We start from the raw sequence: 20,188 nt of genomic DNA on the forward strand, positions 1-20,188 counted from the left end.
CGCACTCTTGCCGGGAAGGTTCGGCCAGGGCGCGTCGGCCGGTTCGATTGCGAGCCAGGCGATGGCTTTCGACGGGTCGGTATTGGTGAGAAGATCGGAGGGGAGTTGCGCGGCGAAGCCGTCGGTCGCCACGCTCTCGATCACGCTGTCGGCGGGTAGCGAGAAGTCCTTCAGAAGCGCTGCGAGCGGCACCGCGCGAAAGCGCATCGGTTTGCCATAGGCAATGTCGGCCGGAATGTCGATCGTTGTGGCGTCAGGCCGCGCGAGCAGCGCGTCGCGCGTGAAGCTGCGCGTCTCGCCGCCGATGCTGATCGCGAGCGTTGCCTCCGCCGCCGCGGCCGGCGCAGCAAGAATGGCGAGCAGCATCACGAAGGCCGGAAGCCATGGGGTCCGGCAGGTCCGTCGCGGGCAGCTCATGGGGCGTCTCGTCGGCTTTGTTGCGATCTTAGAGTCTCCATTTGTCCAGAGGCAATTCTTCCTTGCACCGCGCGGGCGGGACCGGAGTTTCGAGAGACCGGAAGGCGGGCGTTGCTTAAGGTGCTTTGCCGCCGATGAGCAAGGCGCAAATGCGACGGGCCAGAGAGGGATCTGCGCGATCGGGATTGCCCGCCCGACGACGCCGTCAGGTCGCAGCCGCATTGCCGCGAGACGGCGGCGGTGGTGGCGATACGGGCGGAGTGTCGTCCTCAGGCGCCTCTTCGGTCGACAGGAAATCCGAGATCGTCGCGAGTCCCTCGATGTGACTGCAGAAGATCTTGACCGCGACCATCAGCGGGACCGCAATCAGCATCCCGATCACGCCCCAGAGCCAGCCCCAGAACGCGATGCCGAGGAACAGGGTGACAGGATTGAGCGCCAGCCGCCGTCCGACGAGGACCGGCGTGATGAACTGGCCTTCGATCGTGGTCAGGGCCAAATAGGCGAGCGGCGCCATCGCGGCTTGCGACAATGTCGGCATCGTTCCCGCCGCGACGGTCGCGACCAGGATGATGCCGACCAGCGATCCGACATACGGGATGAAATTCAGCACGCCGGCAAGCACGCCCCACAACACCGGATTGGGAACGCCGAGGGCCCAGAGCGCAAGGCCGACGCAAATGGCAAGGCCGCTATTGATCAGCGCGATGGTGCCGAGATAGCGCGACAATTCGCGTTCGATATCGAGCGCGATGCCGAGCGCCCGTTTCTTGTCGGTGAGCGTCGGCATGGCGCGCACGATCTTGGCGTAGAGCATATCGCCCGACGACAACAGAAACAGCAGCAACACCAGCGTGAATAATCCGCGCGCCGCGGCATCCGGCGCATTGGCGGCAAACGACGACAGGAGGCCCGGTTGCGCCACTTCCACCTTCTGCACCTCGGCGGGGCGTTGGGCGTCCTGCTTGGTGATTTTCTCGATCTTGTCGGTGATCGCCTGAATGTGTTCGCTCGTCGTGCGGAAGTCGGTCAGTTTGGTTTCGATCCGGTTCGCGATGCGCGGCAGATCGGTGATCAGCGCGCTGACCGGCGCACTGAGAAAATAGAAGCCCAATCCGGCCGCTGCGATGACTGACAGTACGAGTCCGCCGGATGTGACGATTTCAGGAATGCCGCGGCGTGCGAGGAAGCGAACGATGGGACGCAATATCAGCGCCAGCATCACCGCGAGCAGGACAGGAAGGACAAATGCGCCCGCGTAGCCAAGCGCGGCAATGAGCGCGATCAGGAAGATGCCGAGAAGTGTCCAATGATATTGCATCGCGTTGCGCCGGGCTCGTCCGTCGCTTTCTCATGCGCCGGCGGTAAGGGCTCGCCGCGCACGAGAGCGGATGCGACACGTCGATGCCTGACAGATTCAGCGCAGGCCGAAAAAGGCCAGAACGGCCAGCACGACCACAACCAAACCGACGAGATAGATCAGGTTATTCATGGAATGATCCTTCGCGATCCTTGGGATGAATTTTGCATTTCCAACCCGGCGGCAATGCACACGGGTTGGAAAGGTTCCATCGGGTTCCAAAGGACAGACGTCGCGAGCGCTTAAAAGGCGCGGCAACGCGAAATTTGAGGTGGCGCGGCCGCGAAGTCTTGAGGTTACGCGGAGGCGTCACGCATCAGCGGCGACGTTCCGCGTCAGCGGATGCGTAATCCGTGCTCGCAAATGATGTGGTGGCGGCGTGCCGCCGCGCGCTAGGCGGCCTTGGCGCGGCGGGCTTGAACCGGTGCGCTGCGCCTGCGCGGTGCTTCGGCGAAATGCTCGTCGAGGTCGGGATCGGACTTGCCGAAGCGCCAGGCACGGACCCGCTCGTCCCAGTCGAGGGCGCAGTGTTCGCAACGGCCGTCGAAACGGCGAAGCTCGACCATTGTGAGTTCGGCGCCGCAGCCATCCATGGCGACGACGCCCGTGCACATGAACTGACCGGCTTTTGCCATGGCGGGAACCTTCGATCTCACAAGCGAATCACTTGGACGAGTCTAACCGGAAAAGTGAACGCAATGCGAAAATGCACGGGCTCTCCACCGAAGCGTGTCCGGGCGGGGAGGCGCCGGGCCCTGCGGTTCCGCAACCAGGCCTCAGATGCCGCGCTGGCGTTTCATGCGGTCGATCTGGGCGACCAGATCCGGCGGCAATTCGCGAACGCCGCGCTCTCCGGCGGCGGAGAGGAGCGGCCGCAATTGCGACTGCGCGAGCCAGGCCGGTTCGCGCTTCGCCGGGATGATGCGCTCGAAGATCAGCACCATCAGGATGGCCAAAAGCACGATGCGGACGGCGCCGAGCGCCCCGCCGCAGATGCGATCCGGTACGCTGATGTCTTCGCCGGTCACGAAACCGACGGCATTGCGCAGAAGCGCCGCCGTGACGAAGCCGATCGCAATGAAGACCACGGCAATCACCGCGACGCTTGTCTCCTGCGGCATGCCCGCGGTCCGCGTAGTGAAGAGCGGCGCGAGCTTCGGCGCGATCACGATCGCGACCGGCGCGGCGAGAAGATAGCCGAAGATCGTCGCGAGGCTGCGCAACAGGCCGGCGCGATAGCCGGTGACGACAGCGATCAGGACGGCGCCGATCACCACTGCATCGAAGATATTCATGCGCCAGAGCTAGCGCGGCGCAGTAAACATTCCGCTCACGGGGCAGGGTTTTCGATGGCCAATCACTTGAAACTTGCGGCGTCGCCCTCAATCTAGCGCAGGAGAGCGGCGTCATCGCCCGATACCGCTTGGAGACCCGCCATGTCGTTTTTCTCGCTATTGCTGAACGTGCTGTGGATCCTGTTTGGCGGTCTGTGGATGGCCCTCGGCTGGTGGGTCGCGGCGATCATCATGGCGATCACCATCATCGGGCTGCCCTGGGCGCGCGCGGCCTTCAATATCGGTTTCTACGCCTTCCTGCCGTTCGGGCAGACCGCGATATCACGCGATGTCTATACCGGCCGGGACGATGTCGGCACCGGCGCGCTCGGCACCATCGGCAACATCATCTGGTTCGTGCTGGCCGGCTGGTGGCTCGCGCTCGCGCATCTGATCACCGCTGTCGGGCTCGCCATCACCATCATCGGCATCCCGTTCGCCTGGGCGCATCTGAAGCTCGCCGGCATCGCGCTATGGCCGATCGGCAAGATGATCGTGCCCACGGACGACCTGCGGCACACGTGACAGCCGTCGCGCGCAGCGGCGGCGCTTCAATCGAAATCTCGGGCAATCCCGCATGACGCGCGGACCGCGCGGATGTCACCTCGGGGAAAGCTTTCGGGCCAGCATGACGGCCGCTGCATCGCCACTGCCGCCCGTTGTGGGCTCCATTGCTCCGGCTTCCAGCTTGCACCGGCGCATGGCGTCCAGGATCTGCTCATCCGATTGAACGACGCCTGCAGCGTCGAAATCCGCGCGAACCCTGCCGAACATGTCGTTGCGCTCCGGGTCGATGGTGTCGGTGGCGCAAGCTTTCGCGTAGTTGTCGGCATCCGCCCCTGTAAGGCCCAGCTTTTCAGCAGCCCACATCCCAAGAAGCTGGTTGAGGCGGATTGTCGTCTTCAGCTCGTCAAAGCTTGCCATCTGTGTTCTCCGATCAGGAGCCGGGAACGGACGGCGCTTGTCATTCGCACCGTGCGATCAAGGCAACGAAGGCTGTCGCGCCTCCTTCGAACGGAGGCGCGATGCTCGACCGGGAGCAATTGTGCCATCGTAGAGCGATATGACGGGCCGATGGCACTATACCAAGGTGCAGGGTGATGGCCCGCATCCTCGCTAGAACGCAGCGGGATAGACGCCGCCGTCGATCAGGATGTTCTGTCCAGTAATGTAGCCCGCCTGTTCCGAACACAGGAAGGCGCAGGTCGCGCCGAATTCCTCCTTGGTGCCGAAGCGCTTCGCAGGCACGCCGTTCATGCGCGCGGTCCGCGCCTGTTCGTAGGAGATATTCTGACGCTTGGCATTGCCTTCGAGATTGGACACCAGACGGTCGGTATCGAAGGTGCCGGGCAGCATGAAGTTGATGGTCACGTTCGATGCCGCGACCTGGCGTGCGACGCCGGCGAGAAATGCGGTCAGGCCGGCGCGTGCGCCGGATGAGAGGTCGAGGCCCGTGAGCGGCGCTTTCACCGTGGCCGATGTGATATTGACGATGCGGCCGAATTTCTTCGCGACCATCGGATCGATGGCTTTCTGTATCAGTTCGATCGCAACGACCATGTTGGCGATCACGCCGTCCAGAATCTGTTCGCGTGTCAATTCGCGAAAGTCGCGCATCGGCGGCCCGGCATTGTTGTTGACGAGGATGTCGGGCTCGGGGCAAGCGGCGAACAACGCCTTCTGTCCCTCGGGCGTCGCAACGTCGGCGGCAACCGGAATGACTTTCGCGCCGGTCGCCTTGGCGATTTCGTCGGCGGCGGCGCCAAGGCGCGTCACATCGCGGCCGTTGATCACGACCTCGCAGCCTTCCTGCGCCAGCGCCAGTGCGCAGCCATAGCCGAGCCCCCGGCTTGATGCGCAGACGATGGCCTTTCGGCCTGCAATTCCAAGATTCATGGGGCCTCAATCGTGCTGAACGTTCCGGCGCCGCGCCGGCACCGGAAATGCTGACGCAGGGTTGGTGATGCATGTCAAGATTGCAAGCGCAAACCCTGACGCGCGTTACCCGTGCGCCGATGGCTTGGGTATCTGCCGGCCGGTTCCGCGACGATCCCCGGGATTCACAGAGACCCACCACGCGCATATCAGGACCCTGTGCGGGCCGCGCGCCGAGACTGGAAGTCATCCGGGCCGGCGGGCTACATTTGGATCTGGAGGCTCCGCAACGGTCCCTCGGCACCGAGATTCCGGATGGATGACCAGACTGCCTTGAACCCCGGGCAACCGGTCGGCAGCGTATTGCGCGGCATCGCCGCCGATGCGCTGCGCGAAGCACAATCGATCCTCGACGATTCCGGGCGTGATGCCACAACCAAGGTCCATGACATCCGGCGCGCCCTCAAACGATGGCGCGCGCTGCTGCGCATGCTGCGCCCGCATCTCGGCGAAGCCGGCGAGGCCTTGCGCTTCCAGGCGCGCGATCTGGCGCGCAGGCTGACCGTCGCGCGCGACGCGCAATCCTCCATCGATGCGCTCGAAGACGCGGTCGAGGCATGTCGCGATCAACCGATCGCGCTGGCACCGCGTTCCGTCAAAGCCATCAAGGCCAAGCTCGAAGCTCTGAAGCAGGAAAACGAACGCAACATCTGGACCGAAGAGATTCAGAAGAATCTATCCGACTATCTGACCGCCGCTGCCTGGCAGGTCTCGCACTGGAATTTCGATACGCTCACATTCTCCGATCTCGCCGACATGCTCACGACGACCTATCGGCGGGCGCGGCGGGCGATGCCGGATAACTGGGACAAGGCCGCGGGCGAAACGCTCCACGATTTGCGCAGACGCGTCGTCGAGCATCGTTACCAGATGGAGCTGATCGAGCCGGTCTGGCCGCGGCTTGGACGGACCTGGATCGACGAGGTGCAACGGCTCCGCAATCGCCTCGGCAAATATCAGGATCTGGAGATGCTCGCGGCCAAGGCAGAACCGCGTCAGCCGCTGGCACGCTGGCGGGCGAAGCTCGCGCCGGTGATCGCCCACCGCCAATCCGAGCACGTCAAGGCGTCGCGGCGCCTTGCCACCCGGTTGTTTGCCGAATCGCCGGGTGCGTTCCGCCGGCGCCTCGAGGCGTTGTGGGACGCGCAAAGCGGCGATTGAAATGCGGCAACGGGACGTTACCTTCTCATGATGGACGCCATCAGCCCCGTCGATATCGACACCGCCGCGAGCCGGATTGCGGGCATTGCGGTCCGCACACCGCTCATTCGCTCGCCGCTGCTCGATGAACGTGTCGGCGCGCAGGTCTATCTCAAGGCCGAGACGCTGCAGCGCATGGGCTCGTTCAAGTTCCGGGGCGCTTACAATCGCTGTGCCGCCATCCCCGCGGATCGGCGCGGAGCGGGCGTCGTCGCCTATTCGTCGGGGAATCACGCGCAGGGCGTAGCCGCGGCGGCGAAGCTGCTTGGCATGCCCGCGGTTATCGTGATGCCGGCCGATGCGCCGCGCCCGAAGCGCGAGCGCACCGCCGCGCTCGGCGCCGATGTCGTGCTCTACGATCGCAACACCGAAGACCGCACCGCGATCGCGCAGCGCATTGCCAACGAACGCGGCGCCATTATCGTGCCGCCCTTCGACGATCCGATGGTGATCGCAGGGCAGGGCACGATCGGCCGCGAGATCGTGGAGGATCTCTCGGCGCTGGGGCAGAAGCCGGACGTTGTGGTGGTCGGCTGCTCGGGCGGCGGACTCGCGGCCGGGATTTCGCTCGCCATCAAGACGGCTGTGCCCGACGCCGATCTTTACACCGCCGAGCCCGAAGGTTTCGATGACATGGCGCGCTCCTTCGCGAGCGGTCAGCGCGAGCGCAATGCGCGCCTCAGCGGCACGATCTGCGACGCGCTGATGAGCAACATGCCGGGCGAACTGACCTTTCCAATCACCCGGCGCCTGATCGGAAAGGGCGTGACCGCAAGCGATGCCGAGGTGGAAGCCGCGGTCGCCTTTGCCTGGCGCGAATTGAAGCTTGTGGTGGAGCCGGGTGGCGCGATCGGACTTGCGGCCCTGCTTGCCGGCCGCCCCGATGTGAAGGGCAGGGTGGTGGTCGCCATCCTCTCCGGCGGCAACGTCGACCCCGACCTGTTCTCGCGGATCATCGCGGCATAAGCCCGCCGCTCACGTGAACAGCGCGATCTTTTCCTCGGGCGAGAGCGCGCGGATTTCGGCGAACGGATCGCGCTTCGCCGGCTTCAGAAGCGGCTTGTGCTTTGGCGGCTCCGGCTTTTGTTCCGTCGCGTCCGATTTGTCGGCACCAAGATATTCGATTGCGGCCGGGAAGGGCGGTTCCGCGGGCTGCGCGCCGGTGTCCGCTTCGCCGCTCGCTTCGGGCTTGGAGGTCGTTTCCGCTTCAAAAATATCCGATGCGAGGAGGTCGGCCTCCACAGGCCCGGCCGAGGCAGCGACCGGCTGCGCTTCTACGGCCCGCTGGGTTGAGGCGGTTTCGCCGGGCTCGGCGCGGTCATCATTGCGCTCGGCCGCAGCTTCGGGCCTCGGCCGGTCTTCGACCGGCGCGGGCGTAGGCTCCCGCGCGTCCAATGCGTCCGCCGTCTCGGCTTGCCGGGCTGACATTTCCTCGTCAGCCTCCGGCAAAGGCTCGAGACTTCGCGTGATCAGCAGGCCTTCGATGCGCCCGATCGCGGACAGAAGCGTATCGGTGTCCATGGCGCGGCTGCGCCGTGCAAATTCGCGCAGGAACGATCGGCCGCGCGCGGTTTCCTCCAGCGCGCGGAGAATGCTGGCATAGTCCGAATCGCTGAGCGGCGCTTCGTCCGCATCCGACGCCTGATGATTCGCGAGCATGACGCAGGATAGCCGATCCCGAGACAGTTTTGCGCTGCGCGCATCCCTCTTCTACGCCGCGTCCAACGTGCTGCTCGGCGTTCATCTGCCGTTCTTTCCGGTCTGGCTGGAATCGGCCGGCTTCGACGCCCGACAGGTCGGCGCCATCCTCGCTGCGACCTCGATCCTGCGGATCGTGTCGGTTCCGACAGCGACCGCGGCCGCCGATCGCGTGTTCGGCCTGAGACCGACCATCATCGCCTTCGCGTTCGCGACCGCCGTCGGCTTCACGGCGCTCGGCCTTGTCTCGGGGCCCTGGCTGATCGTTGGTCTGACGGCGGCGACGGCCTTCGCGCATACGCCCGCGGTGGCATTGCAGGATGCCTACACCTTGCGCGGGCTCAAGACACGCCGCGCGTCCTATGGGCCGGTCCGGCTCTGGGGCTCGATCTTCTTCATCCTCGCCAATTTCGGCGCCGGGCTCGCCTTCGACCTGATCGCGACCCACAATCTGATCTGGCTGATTTCAGCCTCCGCGATCGCGACGGCCTGCGTCGCGACGCAGCTCCTGCCGCTGCCGCCGGCGCCGCCGCCGTCTCCCGACGATCAGCCGGTGCGTCCGCTCTGGCGCAACCCGCGCTTTGTCGCGATCGTCATAGCCGCGAGCCTGATCCAGTCGAGCCATGCGGTCTATTACGGCTTCTCGACGATCACCTGGAAGGCCGCGGGCTTCGACGGCATCAGCATCGGCGCGTTATGGGCGCTCGGCGTGATCGCGGAGATCGTGCTGTTCGCCTTCGCGAGCCGGCTGCCGCCGGCCTTCGGGCCGATGCAGCTCGTGATGCTCGGCGGAGTGGGTGCCGCAATCCGGTGGGTGGGCCTTGCCTTCGACCCGATCGGCTGGCCGCTATTGTTGCTGCAATGTCTGCACGCTTTCTCGTTCGGCGCGAGCTATCTCGGCGCGATCGCCTTCGTCGCCCATGCCGCGCCGGAAGGGCGCATCGCAACCGCGCAGGGCTATTTCTCGGTGGTGCAGGGCGTGACCTTCAGCGCCAGCATGCTGCTCGCCGGTACGCTGTACGAGGTGATCGGTCCGGCGAGTTACGCGGCGATGGCGGTGATTGCGATCACCGGCGCCGCCATTGCGTTCGTGGTCTGGGTGCGGATGCCGGAGCGCAAGGGCTGATGCTTCAGTCGCAGACCCGATACATCGACATCAATTCGTTGCCGGAGAGGAATACCATCTTCGGCTTCAGGCCGCCGCGCTTCTTCAGCCACGTGCGGATGTCGTCGGGATAAAGTTCCCAGAGCGCCTTGGTGCCGGCACGGCTGAGAATCGGCCGCCCGTTCGTGCCCGGATTCCAGGCCGCGTGAAATCCAAGCTGCGCGCGCGGCGTCACACAGATTCGATCGCGCGGCACGACGCCGAGCACGATCGTGCAGGCCGAGAGGCATGGTCCGTCGATGATGACGCGTTGTCCGGTTTTGCGCAGCGTCACGAAAGCATCGAGATAGGGCCCGATCTGCCCGCCCTTGTCGTTCGCGATGCGCACTGCGGCGCCGGCGTCTCCGGCAAACATCGCAAGCAACACGACAAGCGCAGATACCACCCGGAACCGCATGCCGGCCGACCCTCCCAAGCCGACGATCACCCCGGAAAAAGGCTAGACGGGAATGCGGTCTATTGCCATGGGCAAAAAGAGGTTGTGCACGACATGTGAGATATCTGCCACGCTTTCGCGGAACGCCTGAAAAACCGCGGCCTTTTACGCGCGTGCGGCCTTAGCGTTTGGCGGCGAGGGCGGTGCGGAGCCCGCGTTCGAGTTCAGGCGCGGTGAACGGCTTTTGAAGAACCGGGACGCCGCTCAAGCCTTCCGGAATGCTGGTTGCGCCATATCCGGTCGCGAACACGAAAGGAATGTTTCTGCTTTTGATGATCTCGGCAATCGGGAAGGTGCGCAAGTTATTGAGGTTCACGTCGAGAATCGCGACATCGAAATTAAGCGCGCTCGCCTTGCGGATGGCATCGTCGAATCGCGACGCTACGCCCGCGATCTCGCAGCCCATCTCGGTGAGCGTATCCTCGAAAAGCATGACGATAAGCGATTCGTCCTCGACCAGGAGGACGCGTCGGCCCGCGAGGTCGGGCGCGGAGATATTCACTGATTCCCTGCCAAGGCTGTCTTTCAGGTTGCGTCCGAAACTTCGTGCAGCGGAGCGCTGACCGAACATACCACGCCGCGATCTTCAAAAGTCAGGCGAACGTCGCCAGCGAGGTCATGCGCCAGCCCCTGTTCGACGAGCCGCGAGCCGAAGCCGCGACGGGTCGGCGTTTTCACATCGGGTCCGCCGCTTTCCCGCCATTCCAGTTCGAACCGATCGGTTTGCGGCACCGCGCGCCAGCGGATGGCAACACGTCCGTCTTCGTTGGACAACGCGCCATATTTCACGGCGTTGGTCGCAAGCTCATGGAACGCGAGCGACAAGGCGAGCACGGCCTTCGGCCGAAGCCGCAAGGGTTCGCCTTCGATCGTGAAGCGTGACGGGGAATCCGCGCCATAGGGCGCGATCGCTCCCTTCACCACTTCGCAGAGATTGCCGCCCTCCCAGTGTTCCCTCGTCAGCACGTCATGCGACTTGGACAGGGCAATGAGCCGCGCCTCGAAGGCCGCGCGACCTTCCGCAAGTCCTGCGGCATTGCGCAGGCTCTGCGAGGCAAAGGATTGCACCGTCGCGAGCGTGTTCTTCACACGATGATTGATCTCGTCGATCAGAAGGCGCTGGCGCTTCTCCGCGGCCTTCCGGCCGCTGATGTCCTGGATGAGCTTGACCAGATGCGCGGGATGGCCGGCTTCGTCATGGGTGAGGGACACGCTGTTCTGAACCCAGATCACCGAGCCGTCCTTGCGGACATAGCGCTTTTCGATCACGAAGTCCGACCTTCGGCCGTCGAGCATCTCGTTCAGCAGCTCGGCCATCGCCGCGCGATCGTCCGGATGCGTGAGATCCAGTGAATTGATGGCGCGCAATTCGCTCGCGTCGTAACCGCACAACGCGCTGAAGGCGTCGTTGGTCTCGATGAAGCTTCCATCGGGCTTGAGTACAGCAACCCCGATCGCCGGCGAATTGAACACGGCGCGAAGCCGCTCCTGGCGATCGCGCAACGCCTGCTCGGCGCTTCTTTGCTCGATCAGATCGGCCGCCTGCCGGGCGAGGACGTCGAGCCTGTGCAGGTCGCCCGGCGGTGGCTTATGTGGCTGACGCCAGTGCGTCGAGATCATGCCGAGCAGACGCCCGGAGCGCGACCGCAGCGGCGTCGTCTGTACGGCGAGGATGCCGGTCTTGAGATACATCTCAAGATCCTCGGTGCCTTGCATATAGTCGCAAACGCGCACGTCACTGCAAATGACCCGGCCACTGATGTCCTGCATCGCCGCGGCGCAGGTCGATGAGGAATCGCAGCGGACCCATTCCCAGAAGCGGGCGGCTTCGTCGCTGAAGCCGCGATGTCCAATCAGACGCAATTCGCCACCCTGGCCTCGCTCCGGGTGGAGAATCTGCATGCTGGCGAAATCCGAATTCATCACGCTGACGGCCGCGTCGAGGATCATCTCGTAGAGCGACGTGGAATCGCCTTCATGGATGAGCGCGGCGCTGATCTCCTGCAGCCGCTTGGCTGCATCGAGTTCTTCGGCGAGCCGCTTTTCGCTTGCGGCCCGGATCCGCAGCGCGTCCTCCCGGTCGCTTTCGGCCTGCGCGCGCTCAAGGCAGAAACCAAGTTGCCGGGCGACGGTGAGAGAGAGATCGACATCGTGGCTGTCGAAGTCCCGCGGGCTGTCGTAATAGGCCATGAATTTGCCGCTGACCCGCCCGGCATTCGTCAACGGTACGAAAGACAACGCCCGGATGCCTTCGGCGCTAATGATGGCGCGCAGATCCTCCGGCATGTCGGCTCGCGCGATATCCGAAACGAAGATCGGCTCGGCGTCGCGCTCACCTTCCGTCCATGGTGAATGCCCGTCGACCGCCTTGCGGTAGCCGTCCGAGAGACCGCGCCAGGCGACAAAGCGCATCACACCTTCGCTATCGAAGCGAAGAATGGATGCGGCGCGGCATCCCAATGTTTCGAGGATCGCCTCGAGGGCGGCGTCGTAGGAGGCATCGAGCGACTGCGCCCGATAGAGCCGGTCGGTCAGCCGGAACAGCGCCGCCTGCTCGCGGGCATGCCGCTCGAGCGCTCCGCCGGCATCGTCGCACACGTTGTTTTCCGGAGAGCGCTCGACATCCCGCGAGAAGTCTTCCTGTGCAGGCATTACTTCCGTTTGACGGTCCAGCATCGCCGGCCCAAGTCCCCTCGAGAGCGTGAAATTGCGGGCATCCCCCGGGCCAACCGGACACCGATGCGTCACGCACAACGCCTTGGCCGCGAGTCGGTTCCAGCCGATTTTCGTCTCTTTGCGACTAGCCCCAGAGGACCGGAGACGAGGGGTGGACGAGGCTGCCTTCGTAAACCAGGCCATCAGCCCGGTCGCGCGCGAGCAGGAGCGGTCCGTCAAGATCGACCACCCGGGCGGTTTGCCCGACCAGCATGGCGGGCGCCATCGACAACGAGGTCGCGACCATGCAGCCCGCCATGGTGAAAAGACCGAGCCGGCGGGCCTCGGCGTCCATCGCCAGGGCCTCGGTGAGCCCACCGGTCTTGTCGAGCTTGATATTCACCGCATCGTATTTCCCGACCAGGGCCGCGAGCGAGGCCCGATCATGGGCGCTTTCGTCGGCGCAGATCGGAACGGGCCGGGGGATGTCGCGCAAGGCATCGTCGGCCTCGGCGGGGAGGGGTTGTTCGATCAGCGTCACCCCGGCCGCGGCGCAGGCTGCGAGATTGGCGCCGAGGGTCTCGGCGGCCCAGCCTTCGTTGGCATCGACGATCAACTGGGCGGCCGGCGCCGCGGCGCGGACTGCCGCGATCCGAGCCGGATCGCCGTCGGCACCAAGCTTCACTTTCAGGAGAGGCCGGCCGCTGGCCCGCCGCGCCGCCTCGGCCATCGCGTCGGGCGTGCCGAGCGAGATCGTAAAGGCGGTGGTCAGGGGCCGCGGCGACGGCAGTCCGGCAAGCTCATGGACGCGCTTGCCGCTGCGCTTGGCCTCGAGATCCCAGAACGCGCAATCCAGCGCGTTCCGAGCCGCGCCGGGCGGCATTTCGCGCTGCAAATCGGTCCGGCTCAGCCCGGCTGCGACCCGGTCGGCGATCCCGCGAAGGGTTTCCGCCACGCCTTCCGCGCTTTCCCCATAGCGGGGGTAGGGCACGCATTCGCCGCGGCCGCGCAGGCCTCCTTGCGACAATTGCGCAACCACCACGATGGCTTCGGTCTTGGCGCCACGGCTGATGGTGAATTGTCCCGCAATCGGCCAGCGTTCGATTGCGATATCGAGCCGCGGAGCGGCGGGATTAACCATGTGATTAAAGCTTTGTTAACTTTACTCGACAGCCGAGGTCGCTCTGCTAAGCATGTGACGGAAATGCGGTTTTTTCTCAAGGCGCCATGACGCGACCGAGCCAGGGCCGGCTCGGAGATGCGGGTGCCGGAGACCGTCCGAGGCATCCGGGGCGGGGAGCGTAATGAGTTCTGATGCGTTGCTCGCCGCGAGTGTCAGCGGCGACCGGCTTGAATTGTCGGCTGCCGGGGACTGGACGGCCGACCGTGCCAATGACCTCGAACGCCTGGTCATGGCGGTGGCTATTCCGCCGAAGAGCCCGATCAAGGTCGTCCGCGTCGATATGGCGGCGGTCGCCAAGCTCGACACCTATGGCGCCTGGCTGCTCGAGCGTCTGCTGCGCGGGGCGCGCGAGCAGGGCGCGGCGACGGATGTGGTCAACCTGCCGGACCGTTTCCGCACGCTTGTCGAAACGGTGCATCAGACCACCGAGTTGCCTGACCCCGAGCGGCTCCGTCGCACCAGCGTGCTCGACTGGCTCGCCACGGTCGGGGAGAACATCGCCGAAGTCGGCCGGTCCGCCGCGCTGTTCGTGCAGATGCTCGGCGCGCTGAGCTTTGCATTCCTGAGGATCTTCTGGCGGCCGCGCACCTTCCGCTTCACCTCTCTGGTCAATCAGATCGATCTCGTGGGATGGCGCGCGGTGCCGATCATCCTGCTGATCACCTTCCTGATCGGCGCGATCCTCGCGCAACAGGGCATCTTCCATTTCCGGAGGTTCGGCGCCGACGTGTTCGTGGTCGATATGGTCGGCATTCTGGTGCTGCGCGAAGTCGGCGTGCTGATCGTCTGCATCATGGTCGCCGGCCGGTCGGGCTCGGCCTACACCGCCGAACTCGGCTCGATGAAGATGCGCGAGGAGATCGACGCATTGCAGACCATGGGTTTCGATCCGATCAGCGTCCTCGTTCTGCCGCGCATTCTCGCCCTCGTTATCGCGGTCCCGATGCTCACCTTCCTCGGCGAGATGTCGGCGCTGTATGGCGCGGGCCTCGTCGCATCGCTTTATGGTGGCATCCAGCCCGAGGTGTTCCTGCAGCGCTTGCGCGAAGTGATCTCGCTCAATCACTTCATGGTCGGCATGGTCAAGGCGCCTTTCATGGCGATGGTGATCGGCATCGTCGCCTGCGTGCGCGGGCTGGAAACCAAGGGCTCGGCGGAATCGCTCGGCGCGCAAACTACGGCCGCCGTGGTGCAGGCGATCTTCCTCGTCATCGTGCTCGACGGTATCTTCGCCGTGTTCTTCGCGGCGATCGACAAATAGGCGGACGGCGATGTCAGATACCGGCTTCGACATTCTCTCGCTGTTCGACGACGGCCCCGAGCCGCAGCTCGACATCTCGCAGGACATCGCGCTGCGCGTGCGCAACCTGCAGGTCAAGTTCAAGCGTCAGCATGTGCTCAAGGGCGTCAATTTCGACGTCAAGCGCGGCGAGGTGCTCGGCTTCGTCGGGGCGTCCGGCGCCGGCAAGTCGGTGCTGCTGCGAACCATGATCGGCCTCATCCAGCCGACCTCCGGCACGATCGAGGTGTTCGGCCAGGAATTCTCCAAGGCCAAGGAATTGCGCGAGCAACTGATCGAGCGGCACTGGGGCATCCTGTTCCAGCACGGCGCGTTGTTCTCGGCGCTGACCGTGCGTCAGAATGTGCAGTTCCCGATGCGCGAATATCTCGACCTGTCGCCGCGCCTGCTTGACGAAGTCGCGGCGGCAAAACTCAAGATGGTCGGGCTGCCGCCGGAAGCCTTGAACAAGATGCCGTCCGAATTGTCCGGCGGCATGATCAAGCGCGTCGCGCTCGCCCGCGCGCTGGCGCTCGATCCGGCCATCGTGTTCCTCGACGAGCCGACATCCGGCCTCGATCCCATCAGCGCGGGCGAATTCGACAATCTGATCAGGACCTTGCAGCGCACTTTAGGGCTGACCGTTTTCATGGTAACTCATGACCTCGACTCCCTGCATTCCGTCTGCGACCGGATTGCGGTTCTGGCCGACGGTAAAGTGATTGCGGCAGGGCCGATGTCGACGATGCTGGCCTCGGAGCATCCCTGGCTGAAAGCGTATTTCCGCGGCAAGCGTGGCCGCGTCGGCGCAACGATGTGAGGTTGGCGTATGGAAACCCGGGCAAATTACATCCTGATCGGCTGCTTCACGCTCGCAGTCATCCTGGGTGCGTTCGGTTTCGTCTACTGGTTCCATCATGTCGGCGGCACCGGCGAGCGCGTGACCTATAACGTGATGTTCCAGGGCCCGATCGGTGGTCTGCGGTCCGGCGCATCGGTGACCTTCAACGGCATTCGCGTCGGCGAGGTCACGGCGCTCACGCTCGATCCGAAGGATCCCAAGAACTCGATCGCGACGATTTCGATCGATGCCACGACGCCGGTCCGTGCCGACACCGAAGTCAGCCTGGATTCCCAGGGGCTGACGGGCATTTCGGTGCTGGCGCTGCGCGGCGGCTCCTCGGAAGCCGGCCCGCTGACCGCAAAGATGGGCGATACGCCGCTTTTGACCGCAGGCTCGAGTGCGTCGCAGGACATGATGGCGGCGGCGCGCGACGTCGCGCGGCGTATCGATACGGTGCTGGTCGAAAATCAGCAGGCGCTGAAGAACTCGCTGAAGAATATCGAGTCCTTCACCGAGATGCTGTCGAAGAATTCGGAATCGCTGTCGAAATCGGTGAAGAACATCGAGACCTTCACCGATTCGCTTGCGAAGAACTCGGAGAAGGTCGACCGGATCCTCGCGAGTGTCGACGGCATATTGGCGGAGAAGGGCGACGTGCCAGAGGCGGTGCGCGCCTTCAAGACGCTTGCGGAAAATCTCGACAAACGGCTCGAGGGACTGATTGTCGATGGGCGTCGAACGCTCAACACCGTCGATCGCGCGGTGCGCAATTTCGACGAGAATCCGTCGCGCATCATCTTCGGCGGCGGCCGGCCCGCCACCGGACCGCGCCGGCAACAATAGTCTGGTTTGACCTGATCGCAGCGCCCTGCAGGCGTGCGTCCGGTGCGTAAGGCACCGGGCGTGCGCGCTTGCGCGGGACAGCAGCTTGACCCATTGCGCGCCGCTCCATTACCCTTCGCAAGCTCGATAACTAATTCGCAATTGCGAAAAATTCGGTCCCTCGGGGCCGCTGGAGAGACGCTCATGATTTCAGCTGCATCGCGCGCGATGCTTGCCGCGCTTGCTTTGGCCGCTGCAACCGTCACCGCCTGGGCTCAGGATTTCCCGAACCGGCCGCTCACCATCGTATTGCCCTATCCTCCGGGCGCTTCGACCGAGCAGGTGGCGCGCATGGTGCAGCCGATCCTGCAGGAGCGGCTCAAGCAGCCGGTCGTGATCGAGAACAAGCCGGGCGGCAATGGCAGCATCGGCACCATGTTCGTCGCGCGATCTCCCGCCGACGGCTACACGATCCTCCTCACCACCAACGCATTGATGACGATCGTGCCGCATGTGCAGGCGATGCCGTTCGATCCGTTGAAGGATTTCGTGCCGTTGACCACCGCCATCCGGGGCATTCTCGGCCTTGCGGTCAATCCCAACGTGCCGGCGAAGAACATGGCCGAATTCATCGCCTATGCGAAAGCCAATCCGAAGAAGGTCCATTACGGCACGGCCGGCATCGGCAGCCCGCAGCATATGGCGGGTCTCCTTTTGAACCGGGAAGCCGGGATCGACCTCGTCCACGTCCCTTACAAGGGCGGCGCGCCGGCGGCCAACGACGCGATGGGCGGACACATCCAGGCGGTGATCGCGACGATTTCCTCGACGCTCGGCCAGCACAGTGCCGGACGCCTGCGCATCATCGGCATCGGCGAGAAGGAGCGCTTTGCCGGGCAACCGGATATCCAGGCGATCGCCGAAACGGTGCCGGGCTTCGAAGCGACATCGTGGCTCGCCTTCTACGCGCCCGCTGGAACGCCGAAGGCGGTGGTCGACGTGCTCAATCGCGAACTCGTTTTCGCGCTCAGCTCTCCCGATGTGAAGAAGAAGCTGTTCGATCTCGGTCTGCCGGCGGTCGCCGACAAGCCTGAAGAACTCGACAAGCGCACGCGCGAGGACCACAAATTGTGGGGCGACATCGCGCGCCAGATGAACGTTCGCGCCGAGTAGCGCAGCATCTTCGCTCGGCGAGCAAGATCACAACCAGCCCGGCGCGCGACGCGCCGGGTTTGGCAAGACGGACGAAGCGGCGACAACTAGGCGACATGAAAAAGGGGCGCATCCGAAGATGCGCCCCTTTTGCCGTCTCTCGGGGAAACCTTTGGCCGGCCTTAGTCGAACCGTCCGGCGGCATGCGCCAGCATGGTGTAGACCTTGCCGGTCTCGGAGAGGAGATAGGTCCGCACCATCGCCTGACCGCCCCGCTCGTCGCGTGACACATCCTCGAGCAGGCGCTCGAACTCGGCGATGTAGCGGTCCACCGTTGCACGGAAGTTGCGGTCCCCGCGGTAGCGCCCGCGGATGTCGTCGAAGGCGCGCTGTCCGCTGGCCGTGTAGAGCTGGCGGGTGAATGCGTTGCGTTCGCCGCGATTGTAGCGATCCCACATGTCGATCGCGGCCTCATGCTCCACCAGCCGCGCGATGTCGGCCGACAAGGCATCCAGCGAGTCGAGCGGGCGTCCCGCCGGGGGAGGCGCCTGCCGCGGATGCTGGGGCGCCGCCTGGCCGTGACTGTCGTCCGCACGCTGCAGGAGTTCGTTGAGCCAGCCGCTCTGTGCGCGACCGGGCGCGGCCTGAGCAAAAGCGTCGCCGCGCGGGGCCATCGGCCGACCGGCCGGAGGCTGCTGCGGGTGCTCGGGATGCCGCGCCTGCGGCCGTGCGGCTTCCGGACGGCCGCCACCGACGACGGCGAGCACGGGCTCCGCCGCCGCGCGCCGCGGCTCTGCCGTTTCCATGTTGCGGCCATGCTTGCTGACGATGCGGTTGAGCTCGGCCAGCGCCTCGATCTGCTCGACGATCACCCGGCGCATCTGCGCCGCGTTCTCGGCGGTCTCCTGCGGCAATTCGAGGATGCCGCGGCGCAGTTCGGCTCTTGTCTGCTCGAGTTGCGACTGCATTTCCGCAGCCATTTCCTTCATCGACGCCAGCGTCTCCGCGAAGCGATCCGACGATTGCCGGAACAGCGCATCGGTTTCGCTGACCGACTGATCGTAGATCGCGCGCAGGACGTCGCTCGTCTGCTTGCGCTCGTGCTCGGTCATCTCGCGGACCAGTTCGAACTGCTCGGCGATCGAGCGGGTGCTGGTCGATGAGCTTTCGGCGATCACGCGGCCGATTTCCCGCGCGCGCGCTTCGGCGCCGTTCAGCGACTGGTCGAGAAGCTGGCTGAAGCGCTGCAGGCGCTGTTCCAGATCCTCCGACTTGCTCTCGAGCGTTGTGACCAGCGTTTCGAGCGTGGACTTGCGATCCTCGATGGTCTCCTCGGCGCGCTGGTTGCTCTTGTCGAGCGCCTCGACAGCGGCCACCAGGGCCTGGCCGTGGCTCGCAAATTGCGAGGCGAGCTGCGACAGATTATCGAGCACCGTCGTCGTGTCGGAGCGGAACGACTGGACGTGGGCGTTGATCTCTTCGCCGACCGCGTCGCTGCGCGTCGTGACGTCGTTCATCGCATTGGCGAACTCGGTCACCCGGCTGGTCAGCGAGCCCTCGATTATGGCCATGTTTTCTTGGGCGCCGGTCAGGACCTCATGCAACAGCACATTGGCTTCGCGCATGCGCTCGAACAGCGTGTTGGATTCGCCGCGCAGCTTTGCATGCGTCTCCACCACCTGCGCGACGGATTCGCTTGCGATCCGCTGCGATTGTTCGATCGCGTCGCGGGTGGTGGTCATCACCTGTGCGACGGATTCGGTCGCGGTGCGCTGCGATTGCTCGACCGCCTCGCGGGTCGATTCCAGGACCTGCTCGAGCGACTCGGTCGTGATGCGCTGCGACTGTTCGATCGCCTCACGCGTGGTGAATTGCAGGTTCTGCATGGTCTGGTTGACGCGGGCTGTCGCGGTTTCGCTCGCATCGTTGATCAGGCGCGCCAGCTCGTTCGAATTGTCGAGCATGGTGCGGGTGAAGTCGAAGCCCTGACTCTCGATGGCGCTGACCGCCGACTGGGTCGCACGCTGCACTTCGTCGGTGAATTCCTTGCCTTTCGCCGACAACGCGGCGAGCAGGGTGGAGGAATTGGCATCGAGCACGCGGGTCATCTCGGCGGCGCGCGCCGCGACGGTGGCCGCGATCTCATCGGACTTGCCGACGAAGCTGCGCGCCACTTCGGCGCTGACGCCGAGCAGCGTGCGTTCGACGTCGTTGGCATTCTGCTTGAGCACGGAGCTGATGCCTGACGACACCACGCTGAGCATACGCTCGGCCTCGGACGCGGCATTGCGCATCGCTTCGGTCGACGAATTGGCCAGGCTGGACATCGAACGCTCGGCCTCGCCGGTGTTCTGGCTGACCGATTGGGCGAGGGCCTCAAGCCGGGCATTGAGCGAATCCGCCGCCGCCTTGGTGCGCGATTCGACCTGGCTGGTAACCACCTCGGAGCGGCTTGCCAGCATGTCGGTCGCGGCATGGGTGCGGGACTCGATCTGCGCCACGATCTTTTCGCTGCGCTCGGCAAGCACGTCGCTGGCTTCACGGGCGCGGCCTTCGATCGTAAGCGCAACCTCGTTCGCGCGTTCGGCGAGCACCTCGGTCGCGGCGCGGGTGCGGGTTTCGATCTGGATCGCGGCGTGTTCGGCACGCTCGGTGAGGATATCGGCGATTGAGCGGGTGCGGCCATCGACAAGCGAAGAGGCTTGCTC

General features: G+C 64.8%; 18 protein-coding genes and 2 pseudogenes. 8 read left to right on the plus strand and 12 right to left on the minus strand.

Annotation, left to right across the window (positions count from 1 at the left end):
• From VN004_RS13155 to VN004_RS13170, 4 genes and pseudogenes are all read right to left on the minus strand, one after another.
• Nucleotides 1-417: pseudogene (locus VN004_RS13155) on the minus strand (hypothetical protein); the annotation flags it as partial.
• 205 nt (nt 418-622) lie between these two features.
• Nucleotides 623-1,738, minus strand: a complete 1,116-nt coding sequence (locus tag VN004_RS13160; RefSeq protein ID WP_325610698.1) for an AI-2E family transporter — start codon at nt 1,736-1,738, stop codon at nt 623-625.
• A 431-nt stretch (nt 1,739-2,169) separates the two neighbouring features.
• On the minus strand, nt 2,170-2,412 hold the full coding sequence (locus VN004_RS13165; protein WP_325610701.1) for a hypothetical protein: 243 nt from the start codon (nt 2,410-2,412) through the stop codon (nt 2,170-2,172).
• Between the two features lie 141 nt (nt 2,413-2,553).
• Nucleotides 2,554-3,072 carry a CvpA family protein gene (locus tag VN004_RS13170; protein WP_325610703.1) on the minus strand — a complete coding sequence of 173 codons (519 nt, stop codon included), beginning with the start codon at nt 3,070-3,072 and terminating at the stop codon, nt 2,554-2,556.
• Between the two features lie 141 nt (nt 3,073-3,213).
• Here VN004_RS13170 and VN004_RS13175 point away from each other — a divergent pair, with 141 nt between their 5' ends.
• Entirely contained in the window at nt 3,214-3,636 is a 423-nt protein-coding gene (locus tag VN004_RS13175; RefSeq protein WP_325610705.1) for a YccF domain-containing protein, read from the plus strand.
• 75 nt (nt 3,637-3,711) lie between these two features.
• Here the strand turns inward: VN004_RS13175 and VN004_RS13180 are convergent, their stop codons facing one another.
• Nucleotides 3,712-4,035 carry an ATPase inhibitor subunit zeta gene (locus VN004_RS13180; RefSeq protein WP_325610707.1) on the minus strand — a complete coding sequence of 108 codons (324 nt, stop codon included), beginning with the start codon at nt 4,033-4,035 and terminating at the stop codon, nt 3,712-3,714.
• A 192-nt stretch (nt 4,036-4,227) separates the two neighbouring features.
• Complete coding sequence (locus tag VN004_RS13185; protein ID WP_325610709.1) at nt 4,228-5,007, minus strand: SDR family oxidoreductase; 780 nt, start codon at nt 5,005-5,007, stop codon at nt 4,228-4,230.
• A 294-nt stretch (nt 5,008-5,301) separates the two neighbouring features.
• Between VN004_RS13185 and VN004_RS13190 the strand changes: the two genes are divergently transcribed.
• Nucleotides 5,302-6,207 (plus strand): CHAD domain-containing protein, encoded by a 906-nt coding sequence (locus VN004_RS13190; protein WP_325610711.1) that lies wholly within the window; start codon nt 5,302-5,304, stop codon nt 6,205-6,207.
• Nucleotides 6,208-6,234: 27 nt separating this feature from the next.
• On the plus strand, nt 6,235-7,212 hold the full coding sequence (locus VN004_RS13195; RefSeq protein WP_325610713.1) for a threonine/serine dehydratase: 978 nt from the start codon (nt 6,235-6,237) through the stop codon (nt 7,210-7,212).
• Nucleotides 7,213-7,221: 9 nt separating this feature from the next.
• Here the strand turns inward: VN004_RS13195 and VN004_RS13200 are convergent, their stop codons facing one another.
• Nucleotides 7,222-7,905, minus strand: coding sequence for a hypothetical protein (locus tag VN004_RS13200; RefSeq protein ID WP_325610717.1), 684 nt, complete (start codon nt 7,903-7,905; stop codon nt 7,222-7,224).
• On the opposite strand from VN004_RS13200, the gene VN004_RS13205 reads away from it, so the two are divergent.
• Complete coding sequence (locus VN004_RS13205; RefSeq protein ID WP_325610719.1) at nt 7,904-9,070, plus strand: MFS transporter; 1,167 nt, start codon at nt 7,904-7,906, stop codon at nt 9,068-9,070. The genes VN004_RS13200 and VN004_RS13205 overlap by 2 nt on opposite strands.
• A 4-nt stretch (nt 9,071-9,074) precedes the next feature.
• Here the strand turns inward: VN004_RS13205 and VN004_RS13210 are convergent, their stop codons facing one another.
• The 4 genes from VN004_RS13210 to dgcA form a co-directional block, all read right to left on the minus strand.
• Nucleotides 9,075-9,506 carry a hypothetical protein gene (locus tag VN004_RS13210; protein WP_325610721.1) on the minus strand — a complete coding sequence of 144 codons (432 nt, stop codon included), beginning with the start codon at nt 9,504-9,506 and terminating at the stop codon, nt 9,075-9,077.
• A gap of 160 nt (nt 9,507-9,666) precedes the next feature.
• A complete protein-coding gene (locus tag VN004_RS13215; protein WP_325610724.1) occupies nt 9,667-10,047 on the minus strand; it encodes a response regulator in 381 nt (126 codons plus the stop codon).
• 23 nt (nt 10,048-10,070) lie between these two features.
• The gene (locus tag VN004_RS13220) at nt 10,071-12,197 is read right to left on the minus strand and encodes an HWE histidine kinase domain-containing protein (protein WP_325610725.1); all 2,127 of its coding nucleotides are present in this window, start codon (nt 12,195-12,197) and stop codon (nt 10,071-10,073) included.
• A 148-nt stretch (nt 12,198-12,345) separates the two neighbouring features.
• Nucleotides 12,346-13,341 carry an N-acetyl-D-Glu racemase DgcA gene (gene dgcA / locus VN004_RS13225; protein WP_325610727.1) on the minus strand — a complete coding sequence of 332 codons (996 nt, stop codon included), beginning with the start codon at nt 13,339-13,341 and terminating at the stop codon, nt 12,346-12,348.
• A gap of 163 nt (nt 13,342-13,504) precedes the next feature.
• Between dgcA and VN004_RS13230 the strand changes: the two genes are divergently transcribed.
• The 4 genes from VN004_RS13230 (at nt 13,505) to VN004_RS13245 (ending at nt 17,501) form a co-directional block, all read left to right on the plus strand.
• A complete protein-coding gene (locus VN004_RS13230) occupies nt 13,505-14,644 on the plus strand; it encodes an MlaE family lipid ABC transporter permease subunit (RefSeq protein ID WP_325610730.1) in 1,140 nt (379 codons plus the stop codon).
• A gap of 10 nt (nt 14,645-14,654) precedes the next feature.
• Nucleotides 14,655-15,482 (plus strand): ABC transporter ATP-binding protein, encoded by an 828-nt coding sequence (locus VN004_RS13235; RefSeq protein WP_325610732.1) that lies wholly within the window; start codon nt 14,655-14,657, stop codon nt 15,480-15,482.
• Nucleotides 15,483-15,491: 9 nt separating this feature from the next.
• Nucleotides 15,492-16,349 (plus strand): MlaD family protein, encoded by an 858-nt coding sequence (locus VN004_RS13240; protein WP_325610734.1) that lies wholly within the window; start codon nt 15,492-15,494, stop codon nt 16,347-16,349.
• Between the two features lie 183 nt (nt 16,350-16,532).
• Nucleotides 16,533-17,501 (plus strand): tripartite tricarboxylate transporter substrate binding protein, encoded by a 969-nt coding sequence (locus tag VN004_RS13245; RefSeq protein WP_325610737.1) that lies wholly within the window; start codon nt 16,533-16,535, stop codon nt 17,499-17,501.
• A 161-nt stretch (nt 17,502-17,662) separates the two neighbouring features.
• Here VN004_RS13245 and VN004_RS13250 read toward each other — a convergent pair.
• Nucleotides 17,663-20,188 (minus strand): annotated as a pseudogene (locus tag VN004_RS13250) (hypothetical protein); the annotation flags it as partial.

Origin of the sequence: Pseudorhodoplanes sp. (assembly GCF_035565855.1) — a bacterium.
Classification (GTDB): Bacteria; Pseudomonadota; Alphaproteobacteria; order Rhizobiales; family Xanthobacteraceae; genus Pseudorhodoplanes.

Coding starts and splice junctions, on each gene's coding strand:
- VN004_RS13160 (WP_325610698.1), bottom strand. CDS start 1,738: ATGCAATATCATTGGACACTTCTCGGCATCTTCCTGATCGCGCTCATT.
- VN004_RS13165 (WP_325610701.1), bottom strand. CDS start 2,412: ATGGCAAAAGCCGGTCAGTTCATGTGCACGGGCGTCGTCGCCATGGAT.
- VN004_RS13170 (WP_325610703.1), bottom strand. CDS start 3,072: ATGAATATCTTCGATGCAGTGGTGATCGGCGCCGTCCTGATCGCTGTC.
- VN004_RS13175 (WP_325610705.1), top strand. CDS start 3,214: ATGTCGTTTTTCTCGCTATTGCTGAACGTGCTGTGGATCCTGTTTGGC.
- VN004_RS13180 (WP_325610707.1), bottom strand. CDS start 4,035: ATGGCAAGCTTTGACGAGCTGAAGACGACAATCCGCCTCAACCAGCTT.
- VN004_RS13185 (WP_325610709.1), bottom strand. CDS start 5,007: ATGAATCTTGGAATTGCAGGCCGAAAGGCCATCGTCTGCGCATCAAGC.
- VN004_RS13190 (WP_325610711.1), top strand. CDS start 5,302: ATGGATGACCAGACTGCCTTGAACCCCGGGCAACCGGTCGGCAGCGTA.
- VN004_RS13195 (WP_325610713.1), top strand. CDS start 6,235: ATGATGGACGCCATCAGCCCCGTCGATATCGACACCGCCGCGAGCCGG.
- VN004_RS13205 (WP_325610719.1), top strand. CDS start 7,904: ATGACGCAGGATAGCCGATCCCGAGACAGTTTTGCGCTGCGCGCATCC.
- VN004_RS13200 (WP_325610717.1), bottom strand. CDS start 7,905: ATGCTCGCGAATCATCAGGCGTCGGATGCGGACGAAGCGCCGCTCAGC.
- VN004_RS13210 (WP_325610721.1), bottom strand. CDS start 9,506: ATGCGGTTCCGGGTGGTATCTGCGCTTGTCGTGTTGCTTGCGATGTTT.
- VN004_RS13220 (WP_325610725.1), bottom strand. CDS start 12,197: ATGCCTGCACAGGAAGACTTCTCGCGGGATGTCGAGCGCTCTCCGGAA.
- dgcA (WP_325610727.1), bottom strand. CDS start 13,341: ATGGTTAATCCCGCCGCTCCGCGGCTCGATATCGCAATCGAACGCTGG.
- VN004_RS13230 (WP_325610730.1), top strand. CDS start 13,505: ATGAGTTCTGATGCGTTGCTCGCCGCGAGTGTCAGCGGCGACCGGCTT.
- VN004_RS13235 (WP_325610732.1), top strand. CDS start 14,655: ATGTCAGATACCGGCTTCGACATTCTCTCGCTGTTCGACGACGGCCCC.
- VN004_RS13240 (WP_325610734.1), top strand. CDS start 15,492: ATGGAAACCCGGGCAAATTACATCCTGATCGGCTGCTTCACGCTCGCA.
- VN004_RS13245 (WP_325610737.1), top strand. CDS start 16,533: ATGATTTCAGCTGCATCGCGCGCGATGCTTGCCGCGCTTGCTTTGGCC.